This is a genomic window from Helcococcus sp. SA-HE-C1, assembly GCF_985670335.1.
This window is the reverse complement of record NZ_OZ484652.1, coordinates 396515-415206: the sequence shown is the minus strand read 5'-3', so window position 1 is coordinate 415206 and position 18692 is coordinate 396515. Positions and strand designations below refer to the sequence as shown.

At 28.3% G+C, this 18692-nt stretch carries 18 protein-coding genes and 3 pseudogenes; all 21 read right to left on the bottom strand.

Features of this window, described 5'->3' with window-relative positions; genetic code table 11:
* The 21 genes and pseudogenes from AC4KN9_RS02270 to AC4KN9_RS02170 all read right to left on the bottom strand — a co-directional run bounded on the left by AC4KN9_RS02270 (position 1) and on the right by AC4KN9_RS02170 (position 18688).
* A complete protein-coding gene (locus tag AC4KN9_RS02270) occupies positions 1-1836 on the bottom strand; it encodes a heavy metal translocating P-type ATPase (RefSeq protein WP_491017044.1) in 1836 nt (611 codons plus the stop codon).
* 457 nt (positions 1837-2293) lie between these two features.
* Positions 2294-3223: a DDE-type integrase/transposase/recombinase gene (locus AC4KN9_RS02265; RefSeq protein ID WP_491016762.1), complete on the bottom strand. Its 930-nt coding sequence runs from the start codon at positions 3221-3223 to the stop codon at positions 2294-2296.
* A gap of 461 nt (positions 3224-3684) precedes the next feature.
* Positions 3685-7065 (bottom strand): Eco57I restriction-modification methylase domain-containing protein, encoded by a 3381-nt coding sequence (locus AC4KN9_RS02260; RefSeq protein ID WP_491017043.1) that lies wholly within the window; start codon positions 7063-7065, stop codon positions 3685-3687.
* Between the two features lie 170 nt (positions 7066-7235).
* Entirely contained in the window at positions 7236-7994 is a 759-nt protein-coding gene (locus AC4KN9_RS02255; RefSeq protein WP_491017042.1) for a DEAD/DEAH box helicase family protein, read from the bottom strand.
* Positions 7987-8712, bottom strand: coding sequence for a hypothetical protein (locus AC4KN9_RS02250; protein ID WP_491017041.1), 726 nt, complete (start codon positions 8710-8712; stop codon positions 7987-7989). Before AC4KN9_RS02250 ends, AC4KN9_RS02255 begins: the two co-directional genes overlap by 8 nt.
* Positions 8713-8937: 225 nt before the next feature.
* Positions 8938-9330: a 30S ribosomal protein S9 gene (gene rpsI, locus AC4KN9_RS02245; protein WP_491017924.1), complete on the bottom strand. Its 393-nt coding sequence runs from the start codon at positions 9328-9330 to the stop codon at positions 8938-8940.
* Between the two features lie 7 nt (positions 9331-9337).
* The gene (rplM, locus tag AC4KN9_RS02240) at positions 9338-9766 is read right to left on the bottom strand and encodes a 50S ribosomal protein L13 (protein WP_491017040.1); all 429 of its coding nucleotides are present in this window, start codon (positions 9764-9766) and stop codon (positions 9338-9340) included.
* Between the two features lie 192 nt (positions 9767-9958).
* Entirely contained in the window at positions 9959-10699 is a 741-nt protein-coding gene (truA, locus tag AC4KN9_RS02235; protein WP_491017039.1) for a tRNA pseudouridine(38-40) synthase TruA, read from the bottom strand.
* Complete coding sequence (locus AC4KN9_RS02230) at positions 10696-11490, bottom strand: energy-coupling factor transporter transmembrane component T family protein (protein WP_491017038.1); 795 nt, start codon at positions 11488-11490, stop codon at positions 10696-10698. The genes truA and AC4KN9_RS02230 overlap by 4 nt, the downstream gene beginning before the upstream one ends.
* Positions 11483-12355, bottom strand: coding sequence for an energy-coupling factor transporter ATPase (locus AC4KN9_RS02225; RefSeq protein ID WP_491017037.1), 873 nt, complete (start codon positions 12353-12355; stop codon positions 11483-11485). The genes AC4KN9_RS02230 and AC4KN9_RS02225 overlap by 8 nt, the downstream gene beginning before the upstream one ends.
* Positions 12352-13161, bottom strand: a complete 810-nt coding sequence (locus AC4KN9_RS02220; RefSeq protein ID WP_491017036.1) for an energy-coupling factor transporter ATPase — start codon at positions 13159-13161, stop codon at positions 12352-12354. The genes AC4KN9_RS02225 and AC4KN9_RS02220 overlap by 4 nt, the downstream gene beginning before the upstream one ends.
* Positions 13162-13167: 6 nt before the next feature.
* The gene (locus AC4KN9_RS02215) at positions 13168-14589 is read right to left on the bottom strand and encodes a L,D-transpeptidase family protein (protein ID WP_491017035.1); all 1422 of its coding nucleotides are present in this window, start codon (positions 14587-14589) and stop codon (positions 13168-13170) included.
* 104 nt (positions 14590-14693) lie between these two features.
* Positions 14694-15034: pseudogene (gene rplQ, locus AC4KN9_RS02210) on the bottom strand (50S ribosomal protein L17).
* A gap of 8 nt (positions 15035-15042) precedes the next feature.
* Positions 15043-16009, bottom strand: a pseudogene (locus AC4KN9_RS02205) (DNA-directed RNA polymerase subunit alpha).
* A gap of 25 nt (positions 16010-16034) precedes the next feature.
* A complete protein-coding gene (gene rpsD, locus AC4KN9_RS02200; protein ID WP_491017034.1) occupies positions 16035-16622 on the bottom strand; it encodes a 30S ribosomal protein S4 in 588 nt (195 codons plus the stop codon).
* Positions 16623-16637: 15 nt separating this feature from the next.
* Positions 16638-17044 (bottom strand): annotated as a pseudogene (rpsK, locus tag AC4KN9_RS02195) (30S ribosomal protein S11).
* Positions 17045-17054: 10 nt separating this feature from the next.
* Positions 17055-17399, bottom strand: coding sequence for a 30S ribosomal protein S13 (gene rpsM, locus AC4KN9_RS02190; RefSeq protein ID WP_491017033.1), 345 nt, complete (start codon positions 17397-17399; stop codon positions 17055-17057).
* Positions 17400-17411: 12 nt separating this feature from the next.
* Entirely contained in the window at positions 17412-17525 is a 114-nt protein-coding gene (gene rpmJ, locus AC4KN9_RS02185; RefSeq protein ID WP_005398614.1) for a 50S ribosomal protein L36, read from the bottom strand.
* Positions 17526-17533: 8 nt separating this feature from the next.
* On the bottom strand, positions 17534-17752 hold the full coding sequence (gene infA, locus AC4KN9_RS02180) for a translation initiation factor IF-1 (protein ID WP_491017032.1): 219 nt from the start codon (positions 17750-17752) through the stop codon (positions 17534-17536).
* Entirely contained in the window at positions 17742-18041 is a 300-nt protein-coding gene (locus AC4KN9_RS02175) for a KOW domain-containing protein (RefSeq protein ID WP_491017031.1), read from the bottom strand. Before AC4KN9_RS02175 ends, infA begins: the two co-directional genes overlap by 11 nt.
* Before the next feature lie 5 nt (positions 18042-18046).
* Positions 18047-18688: an adenylate kinase gene (locus AC4KN9_RS02170; RefSeq protein ID WP_491017030.1), complete on the bottom strand. Its 642-nt coding sequence runs from the start codon at positions 18686-18688 to the stop codon at positions 18047-18049.
* Positions 18689-18692: the final 4 nt, after the last annotated feature.

Below are 18692 nucleotides of genomic sequence, written 5' to 3'. Positions count from 1 at the left end.
CTATTTCTCTCCCTTAAAATATAGTAATCTTAATCCATTTAATATTACTAGAATGGTTGATCCTTCGTGGAATATTACCCCCTTTGGTAGATCCAAATATCCTAATATATTAAATACAATAAGTATCATTATAACACAAATAGAGAAAATTATATTTTGACGTATTATTTTTTTTAATTTTTTACTTAAAATGTATGAATGGTATAACTTATTTAAATCGTTTTTAACAATTACCATATCTGATGATTCCATGGCTATAGATGAACCACTTCCCATTCCTATACCTATATTTGCATAAGCTAAAGCAGGCGCATCATTGATACCGTCTCCAATCATGGCGATAGTTTCATTTTTTTGTTTCTTATCTTTTACAAATTTTACTTTATCTTCTGGAAAACAATTTGCTGTATAATTAGATAATCCCAATTCTTTAGCAACTCTTTTTGCCGTATTTTGATTATCACCTGTGAGCATCTCAACTTTAATATTTTTTGAATTAAATCTAGATATTGCTTTTTTTACATTTTCTCTAATGCTATCTGAAAGCATAATATATCCTACAATTTTATCTTCTTTAGAAATGAGCGAAATTGTATTGTACTCTTTTTCTTTTGAAAAGTACCCTATTTCATCAATAAAATGCTTAAAAACTGAAGGTTTTCCTATTATAATATCTCCTTTTTTTAGCCCAGAACCTGCAATTTCTTCTATCTTTTCGTTTTTAACCTCACTAACATCTAAATTCTTAAATCTTTTAACAATACTTTTTGCAATTGGATGATTTGAATTTTGTTCTATGTACACTACTTCCTTAAGTATTTCGTCTGAACATTTATAATCTACTACCTCAAATTCACCATATGTTAAAGTTCCCGTTTTATCTGTAGCAATATAAGTTAAATCATTTAATATTTCTAGTGCTTTTGCTTCCTTAAATAAAACACCATTTTTAGCTGCATTGCTTATAGCACTAAGAGTGGCTGGTGTCGCTGATGCTACCAGTGCACAAGGGCTCGAAACTGTAAGCAATACCATACCTCTATAAAACGCTTCATTGAATGTATAATTTAAGAAATAGTATAAAGTAAATATAAATAGTGGCACTACAAGTAAGACTACTATTACAAACTTAGATTCTATTTTATCGATATATTTTTCACGATTAGAAGGATTTTCCTTTGCATGTTTCACCATTCTTATAATATTAGAAAATACTGTATCCTCCTTTAATTTACTTACCGTCAAATTAAAAGAATTTCCTTCATTTATAGTTCCTGCAAAAACTTCATCCCCTTTCTTTTTGTGAATAGGTATTGATTCCCCTGTCAATGATGATTCATTAACTAAAATTTCTCTATCTGTTATTCCATCTATTGGTAATTGATCACCTTTTGAAACTATAATTATGTCATTTATTTTTAGATTTTCTGTATCTACCTCTATAATGGAACCATCTTTTTTTATCAACTTTGCTTTATCTGGTACTTGATTCATAAGTTCTGAAATAGCACTACTAGATTTCTTTGAAACATATTCTTCCAAATACTCTGCTCCCGCAAAAATCAGCAGCAATATTGCACCTTCTGATTCATAATCTATCAAGATTGCCCCCAGTGCAGCTAGTATCATAAGTAAATCTACATTTGGTCTTTTATTCTTAAAAGTATCTATCATTGCTTCCTTAGTACAAAAATATCCTAAAAAATATATCGCTATATAAAAAGCATATCTACTAATATATAAATCTAAATATGTCGTTATATATCCTGTAACAATAAAAACTATTCCGATGAATAAATAAATTCCCTTTTTGCTTGTTAATAAGTTTTTAATCATAATTTCTCCCCCCAGTAGTTTGATTAATAAATTATATTTTTTATATCTAAAAAACTTTGATTAAGCTAATTGTATTTCTTCTATATCATTTATATAATTTAAAAATATATATATTAAATTAGTATAAAAAAACGCACTGAAAGACAACTAATGCTGTCTCACAGTGCGCTTAAAATCACAATCTGCTGCTACGCTATTGTAGCCCGGTAATAAATCTATAATCTATTACTTGAATATTAATATTATATTATGTCTTAATTATAACAGTTAAAATAAAAATTGTAAAGATATAATTCTTTTTTGTTCATTTATTATTCTAGAGTTGTCAAACATATGTGACAAGAAAACCATCTAATAATATTTTTAAAGGGCATATAAATTCTACACAAATAATGCATAGTTCTGTCAAGGGGAAAAGCGAAGCGAATATTGACAGGGATATGCATTATTTGTAGGCTTATGAAGCCCTCTTGAAATAGCTTTCAACCATCTCATTTGGAGTCTTAAAAGCTAATACCTTTCTTGCTATATTATTTGTTCTTACGCTATATCTTTGAAACGATTTATACATTTCTTCTTCACTCTTAAATCTTCTTTTGCTGTAAAATAGATCATTGTCTATCTTATGGCTTCTTTCTACTACTCCATTTTGCCACGGTGAATATGGTCTTGTTCGTATATATTCTATACCTAAATACTCTAGAACCTTTTCGAATGCTGATTGCTTTTGTTCTCTATCATTACAGAATTCTTTACCATTATCTGTCTGTACTGTGTTTATCTTAAATCCAAAGTCTTGTTCTATTGTCTTTAGCATTTTTGAGGTTTCATAAGTGCTATTTTCATTTACTAATTTAAGGATTCTTTTTCTACTATATAGGTCTATTGCTGTTATTTGATAGTATCTTTCGTGATTGCTTTTAAAACCTATGCATTCAATCGGAACATATTTTACATCTATTTCTACAAACTCTCCTGGATATTTTCCTTTCAACGGTTTATATTTGCTTTTTGGATAACTTATTTTCTTAGGTTTTTCATAGTTTTTAAGTTTTTTTATTTGTTTGCACATTGAGCCATAGCTTCTTTTATATCCTGCGTCAAGGCATTTTCTATATACTTGAGCTAATCCTTCATGTTTGTGATATTGATATTTTTTCTTAAGTAATTCTATTTCATCTTGTGTATGTTTATTGGGATGGCTATGTGGACGTCTTGATTTATTTGCTAAGGATTCTACGTTTCCATCATATTTTTTTAGCCATCTTTGCACTTGTTGTCTGCTAGTTTTGTATCTTCTTGCAGCCTCTGCATTGTTTTTGTGTTTTTTCGCATATTCTACAACTTTTTGACGAAATCTCATTTCTTCTGTTATACTAATTTTCATAGGAAGCCTCTCTTTCTGATAATTTGTTTGTAGTTAAACTTATATTACCAGATGGCTTCCTATTTTTTTATTTTTTTGTCACATATCTATTATCACCTAACATAATTCTTTTTTGTTCATTTATTATTTTTTCGTATGATATAAATTTTTTTATACATTCGCTATCTACTTATTCTTTTAATATAGCTATCAATTCATCTAATTTATCGAATTTATATTAAATTTATATATACTGCATACACATTAACTACCTTAAATTTTTTCCAATGCTTATATTTCATTAACTTTCTTCTTACTATCTTACTGAAGCATTACTCTATAACAATTTATATATTAATATGTATAAGATACTTTACGATTAATATAATTAAAAATACTATTTAAAATTAATTAAAAAAATAGTTGTATCGGGATACCTCCCTATACAACTATTTTTTTACCTTGGTTTATTTTTGATTCTATCATTCCATTGGTGCTACTTTTTCTTCAATAAATTCAATGACATTATTATTAAGATTAAATTTTTTGTAAAGTTGTTGATCAATTTCAGAAATAGATAAACTCCAGTTGATATCTGAATTATTTGAAAAATCAAGTAAAGGAACATATTTCCAGACTTCTTTATTTTTATTATCTTGTGTGATTTTTTTTATTCCTAATGTTGCTCTCATAAATTTCGTTTTAATATACTTTAATAAATTTTCAGCTTCTTCTCTATTACTGAAACATCCAAATGATATAAATGTATCAGTGTGCCCGATTAGGGGCTCCCCGATTAGGGGAGTAGATAGTCTTTCACCAATAGCACCACTTCCATTTGCTTTAGGTAAAAAAACTTTCCAAGAATTTAAATTACCATTATCTTCTATATACTTTTTATTTATATAATATAATGTTCTTTTATTATTTTTTCGCCCATAAATTCCAATTCTATTTTTATCATATTCACTGTGAAATATTCTCATAAATTTTTGAAATGTTGCTGTAGTTAATCTTCTCTCTTTACCTTTTGATGTTAAATCATAAAATTCTGGATATTCTTCTAATAATAATTTTATATTAAATTTATTTTGAAGATGAATTAACTGTCCCAAATTATTATTCTTAAAATTTTTTACTGATTTTAGAAGATAATTTAATTCTTCAAAATGAGTAAATACTTCAATTTCATCAAATATCATATTTTTATTCCAATATCCAATGCATACACCACCTTTAATATCTGCTCCATCAAAAACCTTATTTGAGTTTTGTTCGTAATATACAACTTTATAATGTATATCGTTCAACATTTTTTTATTCCAATCTTTTGGTGTTGCCCCCGCATTAAATAAAAATCTCGCTGGTGTAATATAACTCACAACATTGGCTAATTTAAATGACTCTTCATAAAAATAATTATAGATTGGTGTAGCCCATGAATCATTATCTCCTTCAGAAGGCTTCTGATAAGGAGGATTACCAATTATAATATCAAACTTCATTCCTTTACCCCATATTTTTTCTACTTCTTCTTTCAATGTTCCTTCTTGGCTAAAATATGCCATATCAACTTTTACTATATTTTTACAATCTATATATTCAAAATCACTCATGATATAGTTTTTAACTATATTACAAATAATATTTGTAGGCGCACATGCGTATATTTGATTTTCTATTATCCACTTTATTCTATCTTTTTCATTTGGTATTTTATCTTCAATACCTTTATTTAATCTTTTTATTATTTCTACTAAGTATATTCCACTTTTTGCATATAAGTCTGCAAATTTTGTATGTTTTGATTTAAATACGTCAGGTATTTCTTTTTCTAATAAATTTAGCATCAAAGTTACTACTTTTTTAGGTGTGAAAATTTGATTTGTTCTTTGAGGAGGTATATAGTCAAATATATCTTTACTTTGACTTTTCGAATAATAGTTTGACAATTCTTCTTTAACATCAAAAAACTTCTGTATACTTTCATTAAATACAATTTCATTAAATAGACCTTTTACATTTTTTTCTCTTCCACTATCTAAAATAATTGTAAAACCATCCCTCAATTTAATAAATTCTTTTATAGTGATACCTGTCAAATCAAAGAAGCTTTCATTATCTACTACTTTATCAAAGTTTGAAAGATTTGTTTCTCTATTACCATACGCCATTAAAAATGATGGAATTGTTCTCGCAAAACCTCTTAAATAATCTCTAACTTCATTTTCAGTAGATTCTTTTTTTCTAGTTTCTTTTATGTATTCCAACTCTTCAATTGATTCTTTAACTGTTTCTTCAAACTGTTTAGGTATTTCTTCCTTAAATTTTTCTTCAATATTTTTCTTTTTAATATTTAATTTTTGATATAATTTTTCTTTTTCCTCATTTTTTATATTACTTTTATTAATATTTTTAATTTGTCTTTCTATTACACTAATATCAAAGTTGAACGATTTTACTTCTTTAGAAATTTTATTTTCAATATTTTTATTTAAAAATTTATTAAATCTTTCTTCCTCTTTTTTAGTGTTAAAATTATCGTTTAATACATCTAAGTTAAGTTTAGATACTGCGTTAGTAATAAAGTTTTTTATGGATAAATCCGTATTATCATTTAATTGTATTTCTTTGTATTGTTTTTTAGCCAAAACTTTATTTGTATTATTTATCACTATTTCTTTATCAATTTTAATATTACCATCATCGTCAAAATTTATATCATTTACTGTAATATCTTCAGTATTTTTTAGTTTTTTATCTTTAACTGGTGTGATTTTGTTTAATATATCACGCATAGCTTCAGGTGCACTAAATATTCCATTAATATTATCAAATAATAAATTACTCATAAATCCACGTTTCACAACCTCTAAAGATTTTATTTTATTAGGTATAGTTAGTACTTCTTTAGCATCTAACTCTTTCATATACCCATTTTCATCTTCAGCTATTACTGGAAAGAAATTTAGCAATTCTTTTATATTCTCTTCTCTATCTTTTGAAGAGTTGATATTGTCTGATTTTAAGTTGTTAGCAAAATTATCAAATTGTATCAAGGTTCTTTCTGGAGCAAAGTCGAATATGTATGCATTTTCTTTTACATATAAATCTCCTTTTTCATCTACAAATTCATATGGATTTTGTGCTCTAAAAGCTGCTTGAAAATATAGGGATGGTGATTTAATATTTGATAACATCATCACTCCTGTCCATTCTGGTATTGTAACTCCTGTAGTTAATTGTCCAACTGAAAGTGTAATGGTTTTATTATATTTTTTTATTGCATTTCTCACTTTTGTTAAACTCTGTTCATTTAAGTTTTGGTCAGTAGCTTCATTATTAAATTCTTTTTTATTGAGTTCTGATATCTTATTATTACCTGCGGCAATTATTATTTCATAATCCTTAAACACTTCATGTTTATTTAATAATTTTGCTAGAGCTTCTACGGATGAAACTCTATTTAAGAGCCATAATGTGTGATCTAACTTATGCTTATATTTATCTCTTGCAAATGGAAATTTTCCTTGACATATATTATCTAAAAATATTTTTACACTTGATTCATATTCAAATTTTCCATTTTCTTTTGTCTTAAAAAATTCATTTAAGTCAAATGCATAATCAAGATTATTTTCATCTTCTATATTATAATCGCTCATTGAATCTTGAATAATGTTACTCATCTGATATGTAAATAAACTTAAAGTTGGTAAATTTTCATATGGATTGGAATCTTGTGTTGGATTCCAACTTTGCTTAGCCTCTTGCTCATCAGCATAAGACCAATTATAAATTTGTTCGTTACTAAATTTATTGTTATTTAGTGCCTTAAAAGGCGTACCGGATAGATGAAGCATAAATTTAGTTTCAAGTCTTTCAAATAATTTGTCTGTTTTTAGTGTATCTACCCCCTCATGAGCTTCATCAATTACAATAATATCCCATTTAATGTTTTTTATATCTTGATGTTTGTCAAAACTACCTCCAGCCCAGTCAGCCCCCTTTAAGTCTTGTAGAGAATAAAAATTTATAGAACCGAATGGTCTTTTATTTTATCAGAAACAAGAAGAGAATCTAGATACTCTTGTCTAGATATTGCTCCATTATTAGTTATAGATTCTGATTCTGATACAAACGAATATCGAGGTTTTTTATGAGAAATAAATTTCACAAAATCATCGTACCATGAATTAGCTATTGCAGGTCTATTTGTTACTATTAAAATATTTCTTAACTTCATTCTTAGAATTAAATCATATGTTGTCAACGTTTTTCCAAACCTTGGTTTAGCATTCCAAAGAAATTCTTTTCTTTTATCGTCTGAATTTTCAACATATCTAAGAGTTTTTTCAATCGCCTCATTTTGTTCTTTTCTTAGCGTATATGATAACTTCTCATCCAAAATTTGAACATCTGAATAATCATTATTTATAAACTTATCCGTTAGTATTTCAGCTTTTTCAGGACTGCCATTAAAATAAAACCATTCATTAGCAATTCCATTAAAATCGACTCTCTCAACTCCATTTTTCTCTAAAAAATTATGTAAATCATAATCTCTAAAATATGTACCATCTATTTTTTTGGCAACTCTTTCAAATCTTACGTCCTCTGTTAATCCTGATGTTCCTATTTGCTTTCTTATTCTAAGATTTACTGGATATTTTGTTGTATCACCAATTTTAAGATATTTTTCTCTATCTTTAACTTCTGGTAATGTATATGCATAAATCCATCTTTCTTGTTTAATATTTGGAATTATTTTAGTCTTATCGCTGTTAAACATCTAATATCTCCTCAATCTCTTCCTTGTATACATTTTCTATAAATACTGGGACATATCTTCTTATTGTATTTATTGTAGCATCTTCTTTATCATCAAAAAAACTCAATTGATTATTTATTACAATTTTTTTCTGTAAAATTCCATTATCATTTTTATTGTTTGTTCTAATATCATCTAGTGTATATTCTGTTCTTTGAATTTTAATTTTATTAGATTTACTTTTTATTTCTTTCCATTCACTAAAAACAAGCGTGTTTCCATAAGAGTCTATCTCTTTTAAGAAATCTCCTTGTACTATATTTGATGCGATTATTGTTTTGGCACTATTTTTAATTTTATCTCTCATATTTTTATTATATTTATTTGAAGCTATTATATAATATTCTAAAAAAACTTCATAAATATTTGTAACACATTTTTGTGCATTATCTTCTAAAAGTTCAATTCCGTACAGTGAGGAAATCGCTATTAAAGATTCATTTTCATATTCTATAATGTCATATGTATTTGCTAAAATATAATCCAATCTCTTTTTCAAAATTTCACACAAAAATACTCCCTCTCCAACAGAAGGCTCAAGTATAGTTTTTCTTATATCTGTTAAAGACTCTTTAATACCTTCTTGATTTATCATTTTATGAACAATCCTCTTGGGAGTAAATACTTCACCATGATTTTTAACTCTATTTTTACTTTTTATAAGTTTTTCACCTTTCACACTAATCTCCAAATATAAATAATTAACTTTAATACACAATACAATTATAATCTATTATCCTTCATTATATCATGAATCATATCTATATGTAGGTAATTATAATTTTAAGTAAATCTATTGCTTAAATAAAACAATTCTTCAACTTGAATTTCTAATCTAATTTTAAATCACATATAAAAAAACGCTGGAATATAGCCATTCCAACGTTTTGTAATTTGTATAATATTATCTCTTTGAAAATTGTGATGATTTTCTCGCTTTTTTCAAACCTGGTTTCTTTCTTTCTTTCTTTCTTGAATCTCTTGTTAAGAAACCTTCTCTTTTTAATACAGGCTTTAATTTTTCATCAACTTCTAATAAAGCTCTTGAAACACCATGTCTAATAGCCCCAGCTTGACCTGTAAATCCTCCACCTTTAACGTTAACTTTAACGTCAAATTGTCCTAACTTTTCTGTTAAAACTAATGGTGATTTTGCTAATTCTTTTAATGTTTCATAACCAAAGTATTTTTCAATATCTTTACCATTTATAGTGAATGAACCTGTACCAGGTAAAAGTCTAACTCTAGCTACGGCTGATTTTCTTCTTCCTGTACCGTAAAATTGATTACTCATGATACCTCCCTTATATCTCTAACACTTCAGGTTTTTGACCTGCGTGTTTGTGTTCTGGACCAGCGTATACGTTTAATTTCTTAAACATTTTTCTACCTAATGAATTTTTAGGTAACATACCTTTAATTGCATGTTCTAAAATTCTTTCAGGATTTTTTGCTAGTACTTCTTTATAAGGAAGTTCTCTTAAACCACCAGTATAACCTGTGTAGTGTTTATAAACTTTTTGATTTGCCTTATCGCCTGTTACTTTAATCTTCTCTGCATTGATTATAACTACATAATCACCTGTATCGACATGTGGTGTGTAGATTGGTTTGTGCTTACCTCTTAAAATAGAAGCTACTTTAGTTGCAACGTCACCTAAAACTTTATCTGTTGCATCAATCACATACCATTTACGCTCAACGTTTTCGTGTTTTGCTAAAAATGTACTCATTTTTTCCTCCTAATTCTTCTTCAATATCTTCGCCCCATTCTATTTAGACCCCGCCAAATGAGGTGGCGGATTTTGTATCTTCGACGATTTTTTAATCGCACATCGACGCTGCGATCTATGATCGTAGATATTTAAAAAGAAATAAGATTCCTTTTAAATACCTATTAATTATATAGATAATGCTATTTAAAGTCAAATTTTTTTATAATTAATACTTAGTAAATACAATCCCTCTGCACCATATGTTTTAGCTGCTCTGTCTACTTTTCCCGAAAACACATCATGTATATATTCAATTTCTCTAAAACCTCTGCCTATATCGATAAGAAGACCGACCATATTTCTTACTTGATTGTATAAAAAGCTTTTAGCTTCAAACTCAATTATAATATCCTTATCATTACGGTAAACCAACACATCATCTATGGACCTTATCGGATCCTTAAAATCATCATCTAACTTCATAAATGCAGTAAAATCATGAGCTCCTAACAAAAGCTTAGAAGCTTCTACCATTTTATCTACATCTAAATCATACTTAACATGAGTTTTGTATTTTTTCATAAAAGGATAGATTTCTTTATCATTATATATTATATATCTATATCTTTTACTCTTCGCCTTGAATCTAGCATGAAAATTTTCTGTAACTTCTTCAGAAGAAAGTATGGAAATATCTTCAGGTAAATGTTTTAATAATTTATGTTTGTATGCTATACCTACCAATTCATAATCTATCTTAAAATTTGCAACTTGAATAAACGCATGTACGCCTCTGTCTGTTCGACCTGCAAATTTCATGTTGACATCTTTACCTGTTACTTTTTTTATAGCTTTTTCTATTTCACCTTGTACTGTTCTTAATTCTTTTTGTCTTTGAGAACCAAAAAAATTAGAACCGTCATAAGAAAATTCTAATTTTATATTTTTCATATATATTTCACCAAAATAATAAATCCAAAAAATATTAAATTACTTATAAGCATGATATAATCTATCTTATTAAATTTTAATGGATTTAATCTTGTTCTATTTTCTGACCCTCTATATCCCCTGGACTCCATAGCAACAGCTAATTCTCCAGCTCTTCTAAATGCATTTATAAAAAGTGGTACTAAAAGAGGCACCATACTTTTTGCTTTTTTTATTATATTCCCAGAATCGAATTCAGCTCCTCTCGCTAGCTGAGCTTTTCTAATTTTATTTGCTTCATCAAATAATGTAGGAATAAATCTCAATGCTATAGACATCATCATTGCTAACTCATGTGCTGGAAATTTTATTACTTTAAGAGGACTTAAAAGTGATTCTATCCCATCGGTAAGTTTTGTCGTGCTTGTTGTAAGAGTTAAATAAGATGTTCCTATAACCAATAGTGTTAGTCTAACACCTATAAATATTGCATTGAGTATACCTTCTTGCGTAATATTTAATCCCCAAAATGATACTAACACTTGGCCCGGAGTACTAAATATATGGATTATTGTCGTAAATGCTAATATAAATATAATTGATTTTAAGGATTTTAGTATCTTAAAAAAACTTAAACTTGCCATTTTAATAATTAAAAATATATAGATAAACATTAAAAGAAAGTAAAAAATATTTTCTACAAAAAATAAAGTAATCATGTATATAAATACCAATACTATTTTTACTCTCGGATCCATTTTATGAATTATTGAATTTCTAGGAACATATTGTCCTAAAACCATATTATTCATTTAACTCTCCTTTATTCATCTGCTCTATAATAGCTTTAAATGCTTCTTCTACAGTAATTATAGTTTCTGAAAATGTATAACCTTTTTTTTCTAAAGCTTTTGTAGCTTTAGTAATTTGTGGAATATCTAGACCTAGTTTTTTAAGTTCATCTTCCATGCTAAAAACATTTCTAGGTACATCATCAGTAAAAATTTTTCCATTTTCCATTACTATTACTCTATCAACTAGATTTGCTATATCCTCCATGGAGTGTGATACAATTATCACTGTTAGTTCTTCATTCTCATTAAAAATATTTTTAATTTCGTTTAATATTTCATCTCTCCCTCTTGGATTTAGCCCAGCTGTTGGTTCATCTAGGACTAAATATTTGGGCTTCATTGCAAGTATTGACGCAATTGCTACCCTTCTTTTTTGTCCTCCTGATAATTCAAATGGTGATTCATCCTTAAATTCTTCATAGTCAAGTCCAACAAGTTTCATCGCCTCTTTGACTCTTATTTCAATTTCATCATCGTCTAAACCTAAATTTTTAGGTCCAAAAGCTATATCTAACGCTATAGTTTCTTCAAATAATTGATAGTCAGGATATTGAAATACTAATCCAACTTTTTGTCTTATTGATTTTAACTCTTCTTTGGTTTCTTCTGATACTAACTGTCCATCAACTTCTACAATTCCAGAGTTACAATAAAGTAAACCATTAAACATTTGAACAAGAGTTGATTTTCCTGAACCTGTATGCCCTATGATGCCTATAAATTCATTTTTTTTAATTTCTAAGTTTACATTATTAAGAGCTAGCGAATTTTTTGATTCATCTAGCTCATAACTAAAGTTTACATCGGTTAATTTTATACTCATAACACCTTTACCAAATCTTCTATCGTTAACACATCTTTTTCTATTTTAATTCCTGATTTTTTTAATAAATAGGCTAACTCAGTAACTTGTGGAACATCAAGCCCGTATGTTTTTACTTTATCAACCTGTGAAAATACATGCTGAGGAGTACCATCCATTACAATTTTTCCTTTATCTAATATAATCACTCTATCTGATAATACTGCTTCATCCATATAATGGGTTATATTAATTATCGTCTTTTTTTGCTCTTTATTTAAATTTATTGCATGTCGTATAACTTCATCTCTACCATTTGGATTGAGCATTGCTGTTGGTTCATCGAACACGATAATATCTGGATCCATCGCCAATACTCCTGCGATAGCGACTCTTTGCTTTTGCCCTCCTGAAAGTGTGTGAGGTGCACTTTTTGCGTGTTCGGTCATTTCAACTACCTTAAGTGCGTTATCTACTCTATTTCGTAATTCAGGATTTGGAATTCCTAAGTTTTCAGGACCAAAAGCAACATCTTCCTCTACTATTGTTGCAACAATTTGATTATCAGGATTTTGAAATACCATACCTACTTTTTTTCTTATTTCATAAATATCTTCTAGATTAGTTTCCATATCATCTATTGATACAACACCTGAATCAGGCAATATCTGTGCATTCATTAATTTTGCCATGGTTGATTTTCCTGATCCATTACTTCCTAATATTGATAAAAACTCTCCATCTTTAATTTCTAAATTTATATTATCTAAAACTAAAAAGTCGTCTTCTTTTTCATATTTAAAGCTAACATTCTTAAATTTAATCATAGTTTATTAATTCCCGCTGTGAATTTGTCTATATCTCTCAAAGTCTGTTGGTGAGTAGTTTGTTGTAGATTCATAAATAACTACAGCTGAATTCTCTGGGAGATTTTCAAAAATTGTTTTCATTACATCTGGTGGTGTATTAATACAGCTACTACTTCCGTTTTTTTTATAAATTTCTCCACCAAATTTATTTCTTACAGAGTTGTCATGGATTCCCGCTGATGTATATCCAAAAGGTATAAAATATTTTGTTGGAAACTGATAGGCTTGTCCTGTTACCGCATTATTTCCTCTTAATGTTTTATTTCTTATTTTTGCCCACGCCATTCCTGTACCTACTGGTGTTGAGCCGGTTTCACCTCTTAAATCACCTGATACAATAGGTGTATCTACGAGTAATTTCCCATTTTTGTACATCCACATATGCTGTCTAGATAAATCTATCTCTACATATGTACCACCAATATCATCTTTTCCTCTTTGTTTTGCAGTTTGAAGGTATTCAATTTCAACATCTCCTTCTTCACCATTTTTTATTTTCTTAAAAAGCTTTTCTGCTGTATCTACTACATTCATTCTCCAACCATATATTCCCGGAGGAACTGTAACTTCTCCTATTCCTGTAGCATTAAATTTTCTTTCTTTTGCATACGTATTCGTCTTAGAAGCTAATTCTTTCACATATTTAGTTACAGAATCTTTATTTAATTCAAGTTCATTTTCTTTAATTTCAAACATATTGTACAATTCTTCACTAGACAACTCAAATTTTCTATCTTCAAAATCAAACTTGTATTTTTGTGAGTATATTTTATTTGCTTTTTCTACTTTTTCAAGTAAATTTTTATCATCATTTTTTACCGTTGGATTTATATATTCTTCATCAGTAAGTACAATTTCTTTTTTATTATCTTCTAAGGCTTTTTTGACAACATTATAGAGTTTATCTTTTTTAATTTTGTCACCTATATTTCCATCTTTGATATATACTTTATCCTTATCTTTCACTAATTCTGAATTTACAGGCTCAGTAACATTTTTAAAAAATATTGAATTATCAATTAAACTTTTTACTTTTTCTTCGTTATAAGTTGTTTTTATTTTGAAGGTATAATTATGAATCTTAAAAATTTCTATCGGCCATAATAAATTATTTTTATTTATATCCGATTTTTCAACTATTTCTCTATTAAAATCAACTTTTTCTAAAGGTAATTCTAATATTTTATTGTTTCTACCTTTTACCTTAAGGTTATAATCTTCTTTATCAATAGCATATAATTCATTATATTTTTTCATTCCTTTTTGAGTATCATTTACAAAAGTACGTGGATATGTAAATTTTGAAAAATAAACTACTCCACTTATATATACTACAATAATTATAGAAATAATTGATATTAAGATTTTCTTTAATATTTTGTTCATATTTCCTCCTTTAACTTATATGATATGATATATTATATCATATTATTGAAGATAAACTCGTATTTTTATATAAAGAAAAAAGGACAGATACCCTGTCCCATTGACTAAACTAATTCTAAGATTGCCATTTCTGTGGCATCACCTCTTCTTGGCCAATTTTTAATACTCTGGTATATCCACCATTTCTATCTTGATATTGTGGACCGTATTCGTCAAATAATTTCTTTACTACTTCATCTTTGTAGATAAAAGCTAACGCTTGACGTCTCGCATGTAAATCACCTCTTTTAGCTAATGTGATCATTTTATCTGTTAATCTTTGAGCTTCTTTAGCTCTTGTTACAGAAGTAATGATTCTTCCATTTTCTAATACAGATTGTACAAGATTTCTTAACATTGCGTTACGGTGGTCAGTTCTTCTACCTAATTTTCTTAAATTTGACATACTGCCTCCTAATTTTCCTCTTCTTCATCTATAAACGTCAGACCTAAGTCCTCGATTTTTTCCTTTACTTCATTAAAGGATTTTTCACCAAAATTCTTGATCTTAGCTAATTCATCAATTGGAATTTCTAAGATTTGACCAACTGTATTTAGGCCAGCTCTCTTCAGACAAGTTAAATGCTCTTAAGCTTAAATCTAACTCTTCTAAAGTGATTTCTAATAGTTGATCACTTTCATCTTCCTCGTCTTCTATCTCTACTACAGTCTCTTCTTCGTCAAGATTTGGTAGTTCAGTAAAGAAGTCTAAATAGTTTATAAGAATTTGAGCACCTTCAGAAACCGCTTCTTGCGGAGTTAAAGTCCCGTTTGTTGTTACTTCAAGTATAAGTTTATCATAATCGATAGTTTGTCCTACCCTTGTTTTTTCAACAATATAATTAACTTTATTTACTGGTGTAAATGATGCATCTATTGAAATTTCACCTATAGGAGCATTTTCTTTTTTATGTTGATCTGCAATTGAATAACCACTACCATCTACTACAGTTAATGTTAAATGTAATGAACCTTCATCATTCACTGTTGCAATATAATGATCTTTGTCAACTATTTCTATATTTACATCTTCAGATATATCACTAGCTGTCACAATTTTAGGTCCTTCAACATCAAGTCTTAATTCAATTGGCTCTGAACTTTCATCTAATTTTTTAATAGCAATACCTTTTAGATTAAGAATAATCTCAGGAACATCTTCTATTACACCTTTTACTGTTGTGAATTCATGTAATACACCTTCATCGAATTTTATGCTTGAAATCGCACTACCTGGTAAAGATGACAAAAGTACTCTTCTCATGCTATTACCAAGAGTTGTTCCGTAACCTCTTTCAAGTGGTGAGATTACAAAACGACCCATATTGTTATTTTCGTCAATTTCTAAAATTTCTATCTTTGTATTTAGATTTTCTATCACGGATTAACCTCCTGTGCTTTAACTATTATCTTGAATACAACTCTACTATCAATTGATCATTTATTTCAAAATCGATATCTTCCCTTTTTGGTAATGATTCAACTTTACCTTGTAATTTTTCGATATCTACACTAACCCATTTAGCTTGGTTCCAAATTTTGTCCTCTGTGTTTTTAAATACACCATTTCTTTTTGATTTTTCTCTAACTGATACAACATCACCTATTGCCATTCTATATGAAGAAATATCTACCTTGCTACCGTTAATTAAGAAATGTCCGTGTGAGATTAATTGTTTTGCTTCATTTCTAGTTTTTGCAAAACCCATTCTATATACAACATTATCAAATCTTAGTTCTAATAATTGTAATAAATTGTCACCTGTAATACCTGCCATTTTTTCAGCATCATGGTATAACTTTCTAAATTGTTTTTCTAACATTCCGTAGATAAATTTAGCTTTTTGTTTTTCTCTTAATTGCAAACCATACTCGCTTAATTTTTTTCTACCTGCGTTAGGATTTTTATTTGATTTTTTATTAATTCCAAGTACTTGAGGAGCAACTCCTAAAGCTCTAGCTTTTTTAAGTACTGGTCCATTATATTTTGCCATTATCTTATCTCCTCCCTATACTCTTCTCTTTTTAGGTGGTCTACAACCATTATGAGGGATTGGAGTAACGTCTTTAATCTTCACAATTTGTAAACCTACTGTTTCTAATGCTCTGATTGCAGATTCTCTTCCTGATCCTGGTCCTTTAACATAAACTTCTACAGATTTTAATCCATGTTCCATAGCTTTTTTAGCAGCTTCTTCAGATGCTTGTTGTGCAGCAAATGGTGTTGATTTTCTTGAACCCTTAAAACCTAATTGTCCAGCAGAAGCCCAAGAAATAGCATTACCGTTCATGTCTGTCAACATAACCATTGTATTGTTAAAAGTTGAGTTGATATGAGCTTGGCCTTTTCGATTTGCTTTCTGTCTCTTCTTCTTACACGACCTTGTTTACCACGTGTATTTTTCACTTTTGCCAAAGTCTACCCCCTATTTCTTTCTACCTTTACGAGTTCTAGCATTATTTTTTGTGTTTTGCCCTCTAACAGGTAAACTCATTTTATGTCTACGACCTCTGTAACTGTTGATTTCACGAAGTCTTTTTATGTTCATGCTGATATCTCTTCTTAAATCACCTTCTAAAGTGTATTTTTCAATTTCATCTCTTATAGCTGATAATTCGCTTTCTGTAAGATCCTTAACTCTTGTGTCAGGATTTACTCCAGCATCAGTCAATATTGTATTTGATCTTGATCTACCAATTCCAAAAATATATGTTAAACCGATTTCGATTCTTTTTTCTCTTGGTAAGTCAACTCCTGATATTCTTGCCAAAGTCTAGCCTCCTTAACCTTGTTTTTGTTTGTGTTTTGGATTTTCACAAATTACCATTACTTTACCTTTTCTTCTGATAATTTTGCATTTTTCACACATTTTTTTTACTGATGGTCTTACTTTCATAAACCCTCCTATTTTTTTCTCCAAGTAATTCTACCCTTTGTTAAATCGTAAGGTGACATTTCAACTGTTACCTCATCTCCTGGTAAAATTTTTATATAATTCATTCTTAATTTTCCTGAAATGTGAGCTTGTACTTCATGTCCATTTTCTAGTTCTACTATAAATATTGTATTAGGCAAAGCTTTTACAACTTTTCCTGTTACTTCAATTACATCACTATTTGACATTTGGCCTCCTATAATTATTTTTTATTATCCTTTTTATATCTAAATCTTTAATCTTTTCTTCGATTATATCTCTTTCAAAGTTTTTTACATTTTGATTAATTTTTTGTAAATGTTTTACATTCTTTTTTTTAGGATTATTTATTGTTTTATTTTTTCCGTTAACAAGTAATACACTATCCTCATTTACAATTTTATAAACAATATATATATTACCTTTGTCTCTACCTGATTTTGATATACAAAATTGGCCAACTAACAAATCACATTTATTATCTATTTTGAAATTCATATGAACTACTTCAGAGATTTTTTTATTTCTTTATAAACATCGTCAATTTCAAGATTACCATCATATCTGTGTAATTTTTCTTTTTCAGTATAATAATCTATCAATGGAGATGTTTGTTGTTCGTAAACTTCAATTCTTTGTCTTGCAGTTTCTTCATTATCATCTGATCTTTGAATTAATTCAGATCCGCAAACATCACAAATTCCTTCTTTTTTTGGTGGGAAATTTGTCACATGATAAGTTGATCCACAGTTTTTACATACCCTTCTACCAGATATTCTTTTAATTAAAACTTCTGTATCTGCGTCAATGTAAATAACTTCTGTTAAATCATTATTAGTATCTTTTAACCACTTATCTAAAGCTTCGGCTTGATTAATATTTCTTGGCCAACCATCTAGCATAAATCCATTTTTAAATTCTTCGCTAGATATTTTATCTATTACTAAGTTATTTGTTAACTCGTCTGATACTAATTCACCATTAGATATTATCTCTTTAACTTTTAATCCTAACTCTGTTTCTTCCTTAATATTTTTTCTAAAAATATCTCCAGTTGAAATGTAGGCAACACCAAAATCTTGAATGATTCTCTTAGCTTGTGAGCCTTTACCTGCTCCCGGTGGTCCTAATAATATTAATATCATTTTT